Origin of the sequence: Pseudarthrobacter sp. lyk4-40-TYG-27 (assembly GCF_030209295.1) — a bacterium.
GTDB lineage: Bacteria > Actinomycetota > Actinomycetes > Actinomycetales > Micrococcaceae > Arthrobacter.
In genome coordinates this window covers 1-14,943 of the sequence record NZ_JARVSH010000014.1, presented here as the reverse complement: position 1 = coordinate 14,943, position 14,943 = coordinate 1, and the positions used below count along the sequence as shown (strand labels likewise).

General features: G+C 69.0%; 14 protein-coding genes. 7 read left to right on the top strand and 7 right to left on the bottom strand.

The window, feature by feature from the left end; genetic code table 11:
• The first annotated feature begins 21 nt into the window (after positions 1 to 21).
• From QRM96_RS19545 to QRM96_RS19530, 4 genes are read left to right on the top strand one after another with little or no spacing between them, the layout of a single operon-like run.
• The gene (locus QRM96_RS19545) at positions 22 to 894 is read left to right on the top strand and encodes an ABC transporter substrate-binding protein (RefSeq protein WP_018762061.1); all 873 of its coding nucleotides are present in this window, start codon (positions 22 to 24) and stop codon (positions 892 to 894) included.
• Complete coding sequence (locus QRM96_RS19540) at positions 891 to 1,751, top strand: polysaccharide deacetylase family protein (protein ID WP_285320641.1); 861 nt, start codon at positions 891 to 893, stop codon at positions 1,749 to 1,751. Before QRM96_RS19545 ends, QRM96_RS19540 begins: the two co-directional genes overlap by 4 nt.
• Positions 1,748 to 2,656, top strand: coding sequence for a polysaccharide deacetylase family protein (locus tag QRM96_RS19535; RefSeq protein ID WP_285320640.1), 909 nt, complete (start codon positions 1,748 to 1,750; stop codon positions 2,654 to 2,656). The genes QRM96_RS19540 and QRM96_RS19535 overlap by 4 nt, the downstream gene beginning before the upstream one ends.
• Positions 2,653 to 4,089, top strand: coding sequence for an MmgE/PrpD family protein (locus QRM96_RS19530; protein ID WP_285320639.1), 1,437 nt, complete (start codon positions 2,653 to 2,655; stop codon positions 4,087 to 4,089). Before QRM96_RS19535 ends, QRM96_RS19530 begins: the two co-directional genes overlap by 4 nt.
• Here QRM96_RS19530 and QRM96_RS19525 read toward each other — a convergent pair.
• Both QRM96_RS19525 and QRM96_RS19520 read right to left on the bottom strand, forming a co-directional pair.
• Positions 4,082 to 4,564, bottom strand: coding sequence for a MarR family winged helix-turn-helix transcriptional regulator (locus QRM96_RS19525; protein ID WP_285320638.1), 483 nt, complete (start codon positions 4,562 to 4,564; stop codon positions 4,082 to 4,084). The two genes, QRM96_RS19530 and QRM96_RS19525, sit on opposite strands and share 8 nt — an antisense overlap.
• Positions 4,564 to 4,980, bottom strand: coding sequence for an SRPBCC family protein (locus QRM96_RS19520; protein ID WP_285320637.1), 417 nt, complete (start codon positions 4,978 to 4,980; stop codon positions 4,564 to 4,566). Before QRM96_RS19520 ends, QRM96_RS19525 begins: the two co-directional genes overlap by 1 nt.
• A gap of 360 nt (positions 4,981 to 5,340) precedes the next feature.
• On the opposite strand from QRM96_RS19520, the gene QRM96_RS19515 reads away from it, so the two are divergent.
• On the top strand, positions 5,341 to 6,414 hold the full coding sequence (locus QRM96_RS19515; protein ID WP_285320657.1) for a N5-glutamine methyltransferase family protein: 1,074 nt from the start codon (positions 5,341 to 5,343) through the stop codon (positions 6,412 to 6,414).
• 50 nt (positions 6,415 to 6,464) lie between these two features.
• On the opposite strand, the gene QRM96_RS19510 is transcribed toward QRM96_RS19515, so the two are convergent.
• The 5 genes from QRM96_RS19510 to QRM96_RS19490 form a co-directional block, all read right to left on the bottom strand.
• Positions 6,465 to 8,006, bottom strand: coding sequence for an HD domain-containing phosphohydrolase (locus tag QRM96_RS19510; RefSeq protein ID WP_285320656.1), 1,542 nt, complete (start codon positions 8,004 to 8,006; stop codon positions 6,465 to 6,467).
• Positions 8,007 to 8,066: 60 nt separating this feature from the next.
• Complete coding sequence (locus tag QRM96_RS19505) at positions 8,067 to 8,822, bottom strand: hypothetical protein (RefSeq protein ID WP_285320636.1); 756 nt, start codon at positions 8,820 to 8,822, stop codon at positions 8,067 to 8,069.
• Positions 8,823 to 8,905: 83 nt separating this feature from the next.
• On the bottom strand, positions 8,906 to 9,655 hold the full coding sequence (locus QRM96_RS19500) for an SDR family oxidoreductase (protein ID WP_285320635.1): 750 nt from the start codon (positions 9,653 to 9,655) through the stop codon (positions 8,906 to 8,908).
• Between the two features lie 65 nt (positions 9,656 to 9,720).
• Complete coding sequence (locus tag QRM96_RS19495) at positions 9,721 to 11,379, bottom strand: thiamine pyrophosphate-binding protein (protein WP_285320634.1); 1,659 nt, start codon at positions 11,377 to 11,379, stop codon at positions 9,721 to 9,723.
• A gap of 117 nt (positions 11,380 to 11,496) precedes the next feature.
• Entirely contained in the window at positions 11,497 to 12,000 is a 504-nt protein-coding gene (locus QRM96_RS19490) for an Lrp/AsnC family transcriptional regulator (protein WP_285320633.1), read from the bottom strand.
• A 93-nt stretch (positions 12,001 to 12,093) separates the two neighbouring features.
• Here QRM96_RS19490 and hisC point away from each other — a divergent pair, with 93 nt between their 5' ends.
• Both hisC and QRM96_RS19480 read left to right on the top strand, forming a co-directional pair.
• Positions 12,094 to 13,185, top strand: coding sequence for a histidinol-phosphate transaminase (gene hisC / locus QRM96_RS19485; protein ID WP_285320632.1), 1,092 nt, complete (start codon positions 12,094 to 12,096; stop codon positions 13,183 to 13,185).
• A 42-nt stretch (positions 13,186 to 13,227) separates the two neighbouring features.
• The gene (locus tag QRM96_RS19480; protein ID WP_285320631.1) at positions 13,228 to 14,640 is read left to right on the top strand and encodes an amino acid permease; all 1,413 of its coding nucleotides are present in this window, start codon (positions 13,228 to 13,230) and stop codon (positions 14,638 to 14,640) included.
• Positions 14,641 to 14,943 lie beyond the last annotated feature (303 nt).

The following is a 14,943-nucleotide window of genomic DNA, read 5'->3' as shown; positions in this document are numbered from 1 at the left end:
CCAACCCCTTTGGAGCCATCCATGAAGAAGTTCACCACGGCCGCCCGCGTTGCGGCCATCACCGCAGTTGCCGCGTTCGGCCTCACCGGCTGCGTCGGCGGCGCCGAAACCACCGCGGACACCAGCGCCGGCAGCACCGGCTTGCCCCAGGCCATCAAGGACGCCGGGAAGATCAGGATCGGCCTGTCCCCGGACTTCCCGCCCATGGAATTCCGCGACTCCGACAAGAAGCTGGCAGGCGTGGACATCGAGCTGCAGCAAAAGCTGGGCGAGGCGCTCGGGGTTCAGGTCGAAGTGGTGGAATCTCCCTTTGACCAGCTGATCAACTCCGTCCAGACCGGCCGCGTGGACTTGGTCATGTCCGGCATCTCGGACACCGTGGAACGGCAGAAGACGGCCGACTTCGTTGACTACTTCAAGTCCCAGGGCCGCCTCTACACGTCGGGCACCCGGGCAGGTGAGTTCAAGCAGGAGAGCGATCTATGCGGCAAGACCCTCGCGGTAAGCGGCAAGACCGATTACTTCGAACAGGTGAAAACCCTAAGCAAGACCATCTGCACGGACAAGGGCCTCCCGGAACTGAGCATCCTGCCCACGGACTCCGGCGCGGCCGCGCGGCTGCAGATCGACCAGGGCCGCGTGGACCTGGCCGCCCAGGGTGCCGAGAACCTCGCCTACTTCGACAAGACGGATCCCGGAAAGTACGCGGCCGTGCTCGATCCGCTGCCGGCCAAGCCGTTCGGCATCCTGATGCAGAAGGACAACACCCAGCTGGCCAACGCCGTCAAGGACGCCCTGACCAAGGTCACGGACAGCGGTGACTACCAGAAGATCCTGGACAAGTGGGGCATCGGCTACGGCGCCATGAAGCCCGAGATCAACGGGGTTAAGTGAGCCAGCAGTCCCTGGAGGCGGGGGCGGCGGTGCGGTGGCCGGAAGGCAACCGCAGCGCCGTCGCCCTGGCCTTCGATCTTGACGGGCCCACCGGCGATGCCATGCTGAAGGGCACCATCTGGACCCGGCCGGAGTACTTCAGCCAGGGTGCCTACGGGCCGTGGCGGGCCCTGGACCGGATCCTCCGGCTGCTGGACGCCCACCAGGTCCCGGCAACCTTCTTTACCCCCGCCTGGGTGGTGGAAACCTGGCCCGAACAGTGCCGGCGGATCGTGGAGCACGGCCACGAAGTAGCACACCACGGCTATAAACACGAAAAGTACTGGGACCTCAGCACTGACGAACAGCGGCAGGTGATCGAGACCAGCCAGCGGATCTTCCAGGACGTCCTGGGCGCCATGGCCGTCGGTTTCCGCACCCCGTCCGGTGACTGGCGTCCGGAGACCCCCGCCCTGCTCGCGGAGATGGGCTTCCTTTACTCCAGCTCCATGCGGGGCGATGACCGGCCCTACCTCCATGCCGGCGGGAAGCTCATCGAGATCCCGGCCAGGTCAGACATGGACGATTACGCCTCCCTGGCGTACACCACCAACCCGGACTGGCCCTCCGGCGGGGACCGGATCGCCGGCTACGAGCCCACCCTGGACAACTGGACCAGGGAGTTTGACGGGTACCACGCCGAGGGGCTGTGCCTTTCCACCATCTTCCATCCGAAGGTGGTGGGGAAGCCCGGCCGGGCAGCGCTCCTGGACCGTTGGATCCAGCACATGAAGGAGGCCGACGGCGTGTGGTTCGGCACGTGCGCGGAGATCGCCACCTGGTGGCAGCAACAGCACGGAACGGAGCAGGCAGCATGACGTTCACGCACGAACCGCCGGCGGGCCGTTGGCCCGGGGCGAACCGGTGCGCCTTCGTGGTCACCGTGGGATTTGAAGCGGAACTGTCGGTGCTCGCGGCGGCACCGGACGCCGTCGACCGCGCTAAAAGCCTGTCCGTTGGCCAGTACGGCGCCACCCGCGGCGTGGACCGGCTCCTGGCGGAGCTCGGGCGCGCGGGCACCACGGCGAGCTGGTTCATTCCCGGGGCCAACCTCGGCACCTACCCGCGCCAGGTTGAAGCCGTGGCGGCGGCCGGGCACGAACTTGCCAACATGGGCTGGGCGCTGGAGGACATGGGGCTGCAGCCGCGGCCGGAACAACTGGACAGCATCGGCCGGGGCCAGGACGCTTTCGAGGCGCTCCTTGGCGTGCGGCCGCAGGGCTTCCGGGCGGGCCGCGGATCAATGGCGCACGGCCTGCCCGCTGAACTGCTGGACCTGGGGTTCACCTGGTCCTCCTCGTGGCACGGCGATGACCTGCCCCATTTCCATGCCGGCCGCGCTGCAGGACTGGTGGAGGTCCCACGGCACCACGAACTGGACGACTTCCCCTATTTCGTCTTCAACCTGGATCCGCCCATCCCCAAGGGCAGCCCGCGGATCGCGTCCAGCCGTGAGGTGCTGCGCAACTGGATCCTGGAATTCGAGGCCTACCGCGCCGAAGGACTCTGCTTCGTCCTGACCCTGCATCCGGAGATCATCGCCACTCCCGGGCGGATCGGGATGCTCCGGGCGTTCCTGGACCACGTCCACTCATACGGCGACGTCTGGCACGCCACCGGCGGGGACGTGGCCCGGTGGTGGCGGGACACCGCCGCGCCCAACAGCCCTTCCCACCCGGCAGAAATCTTCCATTCCCTCACACCTGAAGGCACCCCGGCATGAGCCCAGAGCGGACAGCATCAGAACGCATAGCGGACTTTCTCACGGCACTGCGCCCGGAGGACATCCCTCCCGCGGTCCTGCACCGGGCGAAACTCCACCTGCTGGACACCCTGGGCGCAGGCATTGCCGGGGCGGCGTCGCGGGAAGTCCACCTCAGCCGGTCAGCGCTCGCCGCAGCGCACGGAACCCCGTCGCCCGGAACGGGTTCGGCGGTGTGGGGCACGCCCTCCAGTCTGCCGCCGCTGGCGGCCGCCTTCGTCAACGGCGTGGCGTGCCACGCGTTTGAGCTGGACGATTCCGGCGGGTGCGACCATTCTGGAGCCGTGGTGGTTCCGGCTGCGCTCGCCGCCCTGGCCGTCCGGGCCGGCGGTTCCGCGGGCGGAGCGGACGACGGCGGCACGGGAGTTGACGGCGGAAGGCTCCTTCACGCCGTCGTCAGCGGGTACGAGGTGGGCCGCCGGGTGCAGGACGCCCTGGGCGGCTACGACCCGGTGAACAACCAGGGCTGGCACTCCACTGGGGTAACCGGCACGTTCGCGGCCGCGGTGGCGGCGGGCGTGGTCCTGGGGCTGGATGCGCCGCAACTGGTGTCCGCCATCGGCCTGGCCGGCTCCTTCACCGGCGGCACCTGGGCGTTCATCGGGGACGGGGCCATGTCCAAGCGCATGCATGTGGGGCGTGCGGCCGAAGCCGGTCTGAACAGTGCGCTGCTGGCCAAGGCCGGATTCACGGGGCCGCGGGATGTGTTCTCCGCTCCGTGGGGCAGCTTCCTCAAGCTCTACGGCCAGCCGGGTGATGTCCGGGAGTCACGGCTCTTTGACACCCTGGGGGAGGACTGGCAGGTCCAGCGAGCGTCGATCAAGCCGCACGCCACCTGCCGGAGCACCCACTCGGCCATTGACGCGGTCCTGTCGCTCCGTGACCGGGGGATCACCGCGGAGGCAACGCAGAAAATCACGGTGCGGACCAGCGCCCTCATCGCGGACATGTGCGGCACCGCCGATGTCCGTTCCCTCGTCTCGACCCAGCTGAGCATGCAGTTCGCCCTCGCCGCGGCGCTGATGCACGGCACTGTGGGACTGGACCAGGTGGCGGAGCAGGGCCGGAACGATCCGCGGCTGAGGGAGCTGATGGGCCGCATCCACGTGGACGTGGACCCGCAGCAGCATGGCGGATCGGCCGAACCCTTCCTCACCGTGCAGACGGACACGGACTCGTTCGGGGTGCAGGCGGTCAAGGCAAAGGGGGCCGCCACCAACCGGCTCAGCGACCAGGAGACCATCGGCAAGTTCGAGGGGCTGGCCGGCACCAGGCTGCCCGGCCACCGCGTCAAAGCCATCAGCCGGCTGGTGCTGGGCCTGGAATCCGCGGCCGACGCCGGCCCGCTCCTGGGGCTGCTCGCGGCAGATTCGGAGCCCGCCGTCCTTACATAGCCCGTGCCTCGGGTTCCGTGTGGTCACCGCCGGCCGTTGGCGGTGTGCCCGGCCCGGGCCGGGCCAGGCGCTGGAGCAGGGACACGGCATCGTCCACGGGCACCGGCTCGAAGAACTTGGCGTCGGCGAGTTCGACGGCCGCGATGGCCCGGGGAGCCAGCTCGGCTCCGGCGCCGGTGACGCGCAGCCGTTTGGCCCGGGTGTCCGCCGGGTCGACTTCCCGCTCGATGAGTCCCTTCGCTTCCAGGGCGCGCAGGACCTGGGAGGCCATCTTGACGTCGGTGCCCGCCTGCCGGGCGAGGGCCAGCTGGTTCGGGTGCTCGCCCTGGTTGTTGAGCCACCAGGCGCAGGCGAGCAGCACGAACTGGACGTGGGTCAGGTCGAGCGGCGCGAGTGCTGCGGCGATGTCCCGCTGCCAGCGCAGGGTGGCGTGCCAGAGCAGGAATCCGGGGCTTTCGCCGGGGTTGAGCGGCATCAGCCGCCTGCCATCTTGACCAGCGCGGCCATGGTTTCCGGCCAGTCCGCGGTGATGCCGGGCCCGATCTGCGGGCCGGCTTCGTCGGCGCCGTCGCCGGTGATCTCCATCCGGTACACCACCCGGATCCGGTCCCCGCCGGCTGGATCGATGCGGTGGGTGGTGTGCAGGAGCAGGCCGCCGAAGCGGGCCTCGTCCACGAAGCGTTCGTTTTCGACCGCCTCGGCGATGACCAGGGGGATCGGATCGTCCCCCGGAGGCGTCATCAGGATTTGGGTGCCTTCAGCGAAGGGGCCGTTGATCTCGATCGTCTCGATCTCCCCGTTCCAGGCGCCCCAGTTCTCGACGTCGGACCAGAGCCGCCAGATGGCCTCTGGCGTGGCGTTGGTGTCGATGCCGTGCTCGTATTCCCACATGGTGTCCTCCTCGGAAGATGGTCTATACAAAGATTATCTGTGCACGGACTATTTCTTGTCCAGAGGGAAGCCGCATGTTTTACCTGTACCCTGACACAGTAGGTTTTGGGCTTCAGCGCCCTCCATTCACTCATCCCGCGTTTGTTGCCGGCGGACGGTCTGGTCTCCTGGCACCGTCCCCTTCGACGTCGTCGAACCCCCGCTGTAATCGGCCCGAATCCGATCGCACCCAACATCTTGGAATGGAACTTCATCCCTACTGGCACCCCAGCTCCGGCGGAAGTCCCGCCCTTTGACCCCACCCCTTTAAACACAGCCGCGGCGGCCGGGCACGTGACCTGGAAGGACGCCGGCACCGGGATGTCCGCGCGGTGGCGGTCGGCCAACGGCAGGCCGGCGCCCGGGCGGGTGGAGGTGGTGGACGACGCCCTCACGGCCGACGAGGCGTACCGCATGGCATCCCAAGGGATCGCGATGCTCTGGCACGGAGACTTCCACAACGCGCGGCAGATCCTCAACGCCCTGGACCGCCGGATAGGCGCCGGAAAGAAGGCCGCAGGAACCCCGGCTGAAAGGTTCTACCGGCACCGGCAGGCCGCCTCGCACCGGGCACGCATCCTGGGCCTGCTGCTGATTCCCCTTGATCCGGGTCCGGTGGTGCCGCTGCGCCGCGCACCGGACATCGGCGAAGCCGCCGCGGAAGCGTACGGAGACATTGCAGAGTCTTCCGTGGTGTCCCTGCATGAGCTCGTGGGGGCCATCGGCGCTCACGAGTGGCGGCGGACCGGGGTCTACGTCGATGCCCTGCAGGACCGCATCCACCCGCATTATGGCACATTCTTCCCTACCCGCAGCGAGTACGTGGATCTCGTGGCAGCGGCCGCGCTGCCCGCGGACACGCTCGCGTTCGACGTCGGAACGGGCACCGGAGTGCTCGCCGCCGTCCTCGCCCGCCGCGGCGTCCGCCGCGTGGTGGCGACGGACAATGAACCGCGTGCCATTGCCTGCGCCGCGGAGAACTTCCGTAACCTCGGAGTCGACGACCGCGCCGAGGCAGTGCTGACCGACATGTTCCCGCCCGGACGGGCACCGCTGATCGTATGCAACCCGCCCTGGATCCCGGCCACGCCGCATTCCAGCCTGGACAGCGCCGTCTACGACCCCGGCAGCAGGATGCTGTTCCGCTTCCTGGTAGAGCTCCCCGGCCACCTGGAGCCGGCCGGTGAAGGCTGGCTTGTCCTGTCCGACCTGGCTGAGCACCTGGGCCTGCGGTCGCGGGCGGACCTGCTGGCCGCCATCGCAGCGGCCGGGCTGACGGTGACGGAGCGGCTGGACACCAAGCCAACGCATCCTAAGGCCTCGGACCGCGACGATCCCTTGTTCGCGGCGCGCTCGGCCGAAGTCACGTCACTGTGGCGGCTGGTCAGCCAATAGTCACAAGGGATGTGTCCCGGGCCAGCGCGGACTGGTCCAATTGGGCTCTCCTATTCGGTCAGGCCGTTCCTGATCGCGAACAACGTAGCCCCCACCCGGTTGGTGGCGCCGATCTTGGTGTAGATGTGCTCCACGTGGTTGCGGACGGTCTTCCGGGAAAGGAAGAGGCTCTCTGCGATCTGGGCCGGCGTCAGGCCGCGGCACAGCATCCCGAGGATTTCCACTTCGCGCGGGGTGAGGCCGCCCACGGCGGCATGCGGGCGGCGGGGCTGCTGGCCGGCCGCCACGAGCACGGCCTCCACCGCTTCGGGGGCGAGCCTCCCGGCCGAAACCTCCTGCCGCAGCCGGGCCGCCGCGTGGACCGGCGTCAGAGCCGGCCGGTGCGGGCGTGGCTCCACGGAGGCATGGTAGGAGTCCGCAGCCGCCAGGATCCGCTGCTTGATCCCCAGCTCGTTTCCGCCAATCCCGCGGGGATAACCGGACCCGTCGAGCCGCTCGTGGTGTGAGCCAGTGAGGGCCGCCTCGCCCTTCAGCCCGGGAACGCGGCTGAGGATCCGTTCGCCCAGGTACGGGTGCATGCGGATGCGTTCCTGCTCCAGCGCGGAGAGTGGCTCTTTCTTGTCCCACACCTGGTTGGACACCCCCAACCGGCCCAGGTCGTGCACCCATCCCGCGCGGCGGAGCTCCCTGACGTCGTCCGCCGGCAGCCCGTGCTCCTCACCGGCGGCGGCCGCGAGCGCCGCCACGGCGCGGGAGTGTCCGGCCGTGTAGGGGGACTTGAGGTCTGCGAAGTCGCCGATCGCGCGCAGCACCGTGTCCAGCTGGCTGCCGGACAGGGGAGCGTCGGTGGGAGCGAGGTCAAGGGCCGCCTGCCAGCAGTCGACGTCGAGGAGTCCTTCGGTGAGTGCCTCGGCCTGGTCGATGAACAGGGCAGCCAGTGCGGGATCGAACTGGCTGCCGCGGCGCGCCCGCACCATGGCCACCGCAACGGCCACGCCCTCCGTCCGCAGGAACACCTCGGCGGTGTCGGCCAGGTGCATGATCCGCATTTCCAGCGGGATGTCCGGCCCCGCGACTCCCTCCGGCAGCCCTTTGCCGTCCCACCGCTCAAAGGTGTGGGTGAGCAGTCCTGCCACGCCGTCGTCGAGCCCTACACTGCTGGCCAGCACCCCGGCGGAGACGCAGTGCGAGGCAATCATGGTGCGTACCGCTCCGCTGCCGGTCGCCGCGAAACGCGTCCAGCGCGCGAGGCGGGGGAGTGGCGGGAGGCCGGCGCCGGCGTGGCTGAACATGCCGGCGTACATGGGCAGGCCGTGCTGGTCGCGGCGGTAGTAGTCGGCGCGGAAGCCGATATCGTCCGTGAACAGCGCGGCGAGCTCAAAGGAATCCGCGTGGCAGCCGATCCAGGCCAGCTGGTTGGCGTAGTAGATCCTGCCCTGGCCTGCGGCATCCACACCTGCCGCCGCAGCGATCCGCAGCGCCAACAGGGACGCACGCAGCATGTGCTCCATCGGCTGCCCCAGCCCCAGGTCGATGGCGAGCGACAGCGCGGCCAGGACTTCGCTGCGGCGGGGCGCAGCCGGAGACTGCATCACACCTGCCATTCTAGGAAGCCGCCGGCCGCCGCAGTAGGGACCGCGCGCCGTCGGCCGTTATGCCGCCTGGCTTCTCCCGGTCCGTCCCTGGACGGCGCCTGGTCCGGCGGGATGGGCGGTGGAGGGGAACCTGACGCCCACCTGCGCGCCGAACAGTCCACGCTGCGGAAGCCAGAAGTCCGCCAGGTGGTCCTGGACCTTGAGGGGGCCGGGCCGTCCGGCGCCCTCGCCCAGGACAGTTGCCCTGGAATCGGTGACCAGCCACAGCTGCCGGGGCTGGGCCTGGAACGTCTGGCCGTTGGGCACCCGGCCGGACATTTTCATCCGGCCGGCGCCGAGCAGCGGCCCGGCGAACGCCCCCATGGCCCTGAGGACGGGCTCGCTGCGCCACAACCTTTCGGGCATCCGCACGGCCATGGCGGTCAGCATTTTCGTGGCCGCGGAGGTGCCCAGCTGCAGGTCCCAGTCGAGGACTCCCGGGACCGTGATCACGGCGCTGGACGGGCCGCTCCAGGTGATGTCGACGTCGGTCTCCACCGTGCGGTGGAACGCCAGCCCGAAGTAGCGGGCGCAGCTGAACTGCGGCGGGACGTTGGCGTAGAGGGTCCATTCGCCGCCGGGCGAGCGGTGCCAGACGGAGCGGTAGCCGGGGCCGACGGAGCTCACCGGGAAATCCCGGAACGCCAGGTAGTGGCCGCTGGCGAAGGGCAGCCCGAAGACGGCGCTGCCGGCGAAGTGCTCGGCAGGGTCCTCGGGAAGGTCGGCAAGTTTGGGTGTTGCCTGTGCTGATGACTGCGGCTGGTGGATGGTCATGGCCGCCTCCTTTTCTCCATGCCTTGAGATTAGGAGCGGGCCGCGGCAGGGGCATGGGGCAGTTGCCCCATTTAGCGTCGGTTTTACGCGGTACCGATCGCGTCGAGCCACTCCTGGAACGTCTGGCGTCCGACGGCGGAGCCCGGCGCCGGGATCAGCGCGCCTGTGCGCATGGCCGTGCCCATGGGGCCCGGGACGCGGAGCGGAATGATCCGTTTCTTCTGCCCCGTCTTGGCCAGATAGGCCGAGACCAGGTTCTTGAGCTGTTCGGTCCGTGGGCCGCCGAGGTCCGGGAGCCGTCCCTTCGGGCCGGCCTCGGCCGCGTCAACCAGGGCCGCGGCCACCTCTTTCGCCGCCACCGGCTGGGTGACCATGGTGGGCACGAAGGCCAGCGGGCCCACGGAGGCGGCCTTGATGGACATCGGCACGAACTCGTGGAACTGGGTGGACCGGAGGATGGTCCAGGGAACGCCGCCGTGCCGGACTTCGTCCTCCTGCACCAGCTTCCCGGCGTACAGTCCCGAGTTGGCTTTATCGATGCCCACAATGGACAGCACCACGTGGTGCTTTACGCCGGCCTTCTTACCGGCCGCCACCAGGTTCTGGGTGGCGCTGGTAAAGAAATCCACGGCCTTCTTGGTGGACAGGACCTGGACGCCGGAGACGTCGATGACGGTGTCGACGCCCTCGAGTGCCCGGTCGAGGCCGCGCCCGGTGATGAGGTCCACCCCATCCGCGCGGCTCAGGCTGACCACGTGGTGCCCGCGCTCCCTGGCGATGGCCACCACGTAGCGTCCTACTGTCCCGGTTCCCCCTGCAACGGCGATTCTCATGGTTGGAATCCTATGCGGGATGACTGACAAAAACGGGTGCCCGCCGCGTGGCGTCCCGACGGACCCTACCCCGCCACTGCCGCCTTCGCCGCCCGCATCGCGTTCATCCACTCGGACAGCCAGGGCGCGCGGATGGTGGACGTGATCCGGCAGTCCGCAACAAACGTTCCGTGGGCGCCGGCGTCGATCCAGTCTTGCAGCGCGGACAGGTCACCCAGCGAGCGGATGACAGCAGACTCGGCACCCAACGCCCGGGCAACGCCACTGAAGTCCACTTCCGGGATCAGCATCGGCTTCTCGGTCAGGCCCTGCGACCCGTACTGGTGGATCTCGGCACCGTAGGCGGCGTCGTTGTAGATCACCACGATCGCGCTGCGGGCCGTGCCGATGAGCGATTCGAGGTCGGACAGGCCCATCAGGAAACCGCCGTCGCCGGAGGCCAGCACCAGGGTGCGGCCGTCCTCCAGCGCGCGGGCGGCCCCGACGGCGCTGGCCAGGCCCAGCCCGATGGTCTGGTACGCGGTCCCCACCATCACCAGGTCCTGCGGCCGCGGGATGTTCCAGTACATGGGCGCCCAGCCGATGAAGTGGCCGCCGTCCTGGACCACCGTGCGGCGCTCCGGCAGCACGGCGTCGAGGGCGGCGGCGAGGGCGCGCGGGTCCAGCCGGCCGTCCTCAGTCTCGGCCGAACCCACGTCATGCCCCGCCCCCGCAGCCAGTCGCCGGGAAGCTTCCGCCCGCCAATCCGCCAAAGAGGCCTCGCCGTCCAGCAAGGACAACAGACGCGAAGCAGCAACCTTCGCATCTGCCTGAACGAACAGGTCCACCCGCGGGTTGGTTGGCTGCAGGGCGGTGTCGATCTGGATGACGGTGCTGTCCGGGCCCAGCAGGTGCCCGAACCGCATGGTGAACGGGCTCAGGCTGGCCCCTGCCACCAGGACCACGTCGGCCTCGCCCATGAGCCCGGCCGCGGTGTCGGTGCCGAATCCGCCGGCCACGCCCAGGTACCCCTCGCCATTGAGGAGGTTGAGCGCCAGGGCGGTTCCGGCGGTCAGTGCGCCGAGCCGGTCGGCGAGTTCGCGGAGCTCCGGGCCGGCTCCGGCGAGTTGCGCACCCCGGCCGGCCAGGATCAGCGGCCGCCTGGCACCGGCGAGGAGGCGGGCAACCTGTCCAAGGCCGCCGTCGACGTCGTCCGTCACCTTTGGTGCCGCCGGTTCCGGAAGGTCCTCGTCCGCAGCCTCGAGTGCGGCGAGGTCGTAGGGGATGGCAAGGACGACGGCGGTGCGCCGGGTCAGTGCGTACTCCACCGCCTGCCGGGTGATGGCGCCCGCGGCGTCGCGGGTGACGGTGAAGGTGGCCGCGCCGAGGCCGGTGGCGATGGCGGCCTGGTCAACGTCCCAGGGCCGGTTGCCGGTGGTGGGGGCGTCGCCGGTGACCAACACCACCGGGGTCTGCGCCTGGACGGCCTCGGCGAGGGCGGTGAGTGCGTTGGTGTAGCCGGGGCCGTAGGTGGTGGTGCCCGCGGCGAGCCGTCCCGAGGTGCGGTAGTAGGCGTCGGCAGCGGCGATGGCGGCGCCCTCGTGCCGGACGGGGGAGAAGCGGAGGCCCTGCTTCTCGGCGGCGTCCAGGAAGTGGACGTTCCCGTTGCCCATGACGCCGAAGACGTCGCTGACATAGCTGCTGAGAACCTGTGCCACGCGGCCGGCGACGGTGATTGAAGTCATGCAGGCATCGTGTGGCCTGCATCTCACGTTTGCAATACCGTGGAATGCCGCTGGGACTTTTGGCAGCGCAAGGCACTCACAGTGACAATTTGCCCACCTGTGGGCGCCCGTCACCTGCTACTCTGCAGTGCGGGACTCCTCCTTCGACAGCCGGCTGATCAGCCCGTCATACCGCGGCGGCATGAGTTCCAGGATGGAGATGGCGGTGCTGGTCCGCTCGATCCCGTCGATTTCCAGGATCTCGTTGGTGATGCGGTAGAGGTCTGCCGTGCCGCGGGCCACCACCTTGGCCATGAGGTCCGCATCGCCGGTGGTGGCGTGCACCTCGATGACCTCCGGGATGGCGGCGAGCCCGTTCTCCACCGAGCCGGTCCGCGTCTGGCTGATGGACAGCGAGAGGAAGGCCATCAGCTCGTAGCCCAGCGCGGCGGGGTCCAGCCTGCGGCTGAAGGACCGGAGCGCGCCGCTGCGCTCCAGCCGCGCCAGCCGGGCGTGGACGGTGTTGCGCGCGACGCCGAGCGTCCGGGAGAGTGCCAGGGCACTGGCTTCGGGGTCCTTGTCCAGGGCAAGGATGATCCGGCCGTCGAGGGAATCGAGGGTGCGAGAGGTTGCGATGGTCATATTTTCACCAGAGGTACTAGAAGTTGAGCAGAAGTCCCAAGCACGGAAGCGTACCTTGCATTGTGGCCCGGGTCACTTCCATGATCGGTCTTCATGACTCCAGATCAACTCCTGGCCGAACCCGCCACGGCGCTGCCCGCCCTCCGCCGCGCCGTCACCGGACTTCCCGCCTACGTCCCGGGGCGCCGCGGCGCCGGCGCGGACATCGCCGCCCTCGCCAGCAACGAAAGCCACTACGACCCCCTGCCCGCCGCCATTGCTGCGGTGGCCGAAGCGGCCGGCAGGATGAACCGCTACCCGGACATGGCCGCCGTCGAACTCCGTGAACGGATCGCCCGGCACCTCGGCGTCACCGTCGAAGAAGTGGCGGTGGGGCCTGGCAGCGTGGGCGTCCTGCAGCAGATCGTCACCGGACTGTGTGACGCCGGGGACGAGGTGGTGTTCGCGTGGCGGTCCTTCGAGGCCTACCCCATCCTGGTGGAGCTGGCGGGCGCGCGGGCAGTCCGGATCCCGCTGGACGACGCCGAGGGCCATGACCTGGACGCCATGGCCGCCGCCGTCACCGAGCGCACCAAAGTCATCCTGCTCTGCACACCCAACAATCCCACCGGCGTGCCGATCAGCCACGGCCGGCTCGAGGCCTTCCTGCGGTCCATCCGCTCCGACGTCCTGGTGGTGATCGACGAGGCCTACGTGGAGTACGCCGAAGGCGGCCCCGATTCCCTGGCGCTCTACCGCCGGTACCCGAACGTTTGCATCCTGCGCACCTTCTCCAAGGCCTACGGGCTCGCTGGCCTGCGGGTGGGCTACGCCTTGGCCGCGCCGGCCATCGCGGAGGGGCTGCGCCGGACCGCCCTTCCGTTCGGCGTGAGCGCGCTGGCCCAGAAGGCGGCCATCGCGTCGCTGGACGCGGGGGAGGAGATGGAAGCGCGGGTTTCGGCGGTGAAGCAGGAGCGCGCACGGATGGCCGTGGAGCTGGCGGCCCAGGGCTGGAAGCTGCAGCCGAGCCAGGGCAACTTCCTGTGGATCCGCGCCGACGAGCAGCTGCTGGCGAGTCTGGTGGATGCGTTTGACCTCGCGGGCATCATGGTGCGGGCGTACCAGGGCGACGGCGTGCGGATCACCGTTGCCGACCCCGCCTCCAACAACCGCGTTCTCCGGCTCCTCGAAACCCACGCGGCCTGAACTTTTATGCCCAACAGTTACCAACAACTAAGAGGAATCCCCATGGAACAACAGACAACGACGTCTGCCCGCCCACTCGGCGCAGCCCTCAAACCGCGCCAGCTCACCATGATGGGTCTGGGCAGCGCCATCGGCGCGGGCCTGTTCATCGGCTCCGGCGCGGGCATCCAGGCTGCCGGCCCGGCGGTGCTGATCTCCTACCTCGTGGCCGGCACCCTCATCATCCTGGTGATGTGGGCCCTCGGCGAGATGGCTGCGGCCAACCCGGACAGCGGCGCTTTCTCCGTTTACACGGCGAAGGCTTACGGGCCGGTGGCGGGTGCAACCGTCGGCTGGCTCTGGTGGCTGCAGCTGGTGGTGGTCATCGCGGCCGAGGCGCTCGGCGCGGCGGGCCTACTGGCCACCATCTTCCCGGCGCTGCCGGTGTGGCTGATGGCCTTCGTGTTCATCGTGGTGCTCACCGCCGTGAACCTCACCAGCGTGAAGAACTTCGGCGAGTTCGAGTTCTGGTTCGCCCTGCTCAAGGTGGCGGCGATTGTCGGGTTCCTGCTGGTGGGCTTTGCCCTGCTCTTCGGCTGGCTGCCGGGCGTGCAGTCGCCGGGTCTTTCCAACTTCACCGGCGCCGGCTTCGCGCCCAGCGGTTTCGCCGGGATCGCCACGGCGCTGTTCGTGGTGGCGTTCGCGTTTGGCGGCACCGAGATCGTGTCCGTGGCGGCAGCCGAGACCGCGGAGCCGGCGCGCAGCGTGAAGAAGGCAGTCCGGACGGTGCTGTGGCGCATCCTGGTGTTCTACATCGGTGCCATCTTCGTGATCGCGGCCGTGGTTCCCGTGGGATCGGCCGGGCTGAAGAGCCCGTTCGCCGCTGTGCTGGACGCAGCGGGCATGCCGGGTGCGGCCACCGCGATCACCCTTGTGGCCGTCGCCGCACTGCTCTCTGCCCTCAACGCCAACCTTTACGGTGCTTCGCGGATGGCCTACTCGCTTGCCGAACGCGGTGAGGCGCCGCGCCTGCTTGCCTCGGTGTCCAAGGCCCGGGTTCCCGTTGTAGCTGTGCTGGCCAGCGTCGCCTTCGGCGTTGTCACGGTGGGACTGGAGCTGGCCTTCCCCGAGAAGGTCCTTCCTGTTCTGCTTAACATCGTGGGCTCGACCTGCCTGCTGGTGTGGACGTCCGCGCTCCTTGCCCAGCTCGCCCTGCGTCTCCGTGCCGACCGCGAGGGGACGGCACTGCCTCTCCGGATGCCCGGGTTCCCATGGCTGACGGGCCTTGGCCTGGTTATCCTTGCTGCGATCTTTACGGTGGGCTTCATCGGCGAGGATTCCCGCCCGCAGCTGCTGAGCACGTTTGGGCTTGTGGCGCTGCTGGCGGTGGCGAACTGGTTGAACCATCGCTCCGGGAAGGTACCGGTCGTTGTCGAAGTCTCGGAGGGGGACAAACAGCCGGTGCTCATCGACTAAAAAGGCATGCGAGCCACTCCATGACCGTAGAGGGCGCGTCCGGTTTGACCGGGCGCGCCCTTTGCGAACGTGCGGGTCCTGGTCAGTTGTCCCGAAACTAGTTCGAGTAAAGACGCACGGTGTTGCGACAAACCTTCACCTCCAACGATTCCGGCAGGCTCGTCGGGCTGGGGACGCTGATGCAGTTAGCGCTAGTCCAAGCATCGAGCGGTGAGCGGGGGGGGGGGGGGGGGGGGGGGGAGGGTTTTTGGGGGGGGGGCTTTTTTTTACCCGGGGGGGGGGGGGGGCAAAAAGAAAAAGAGG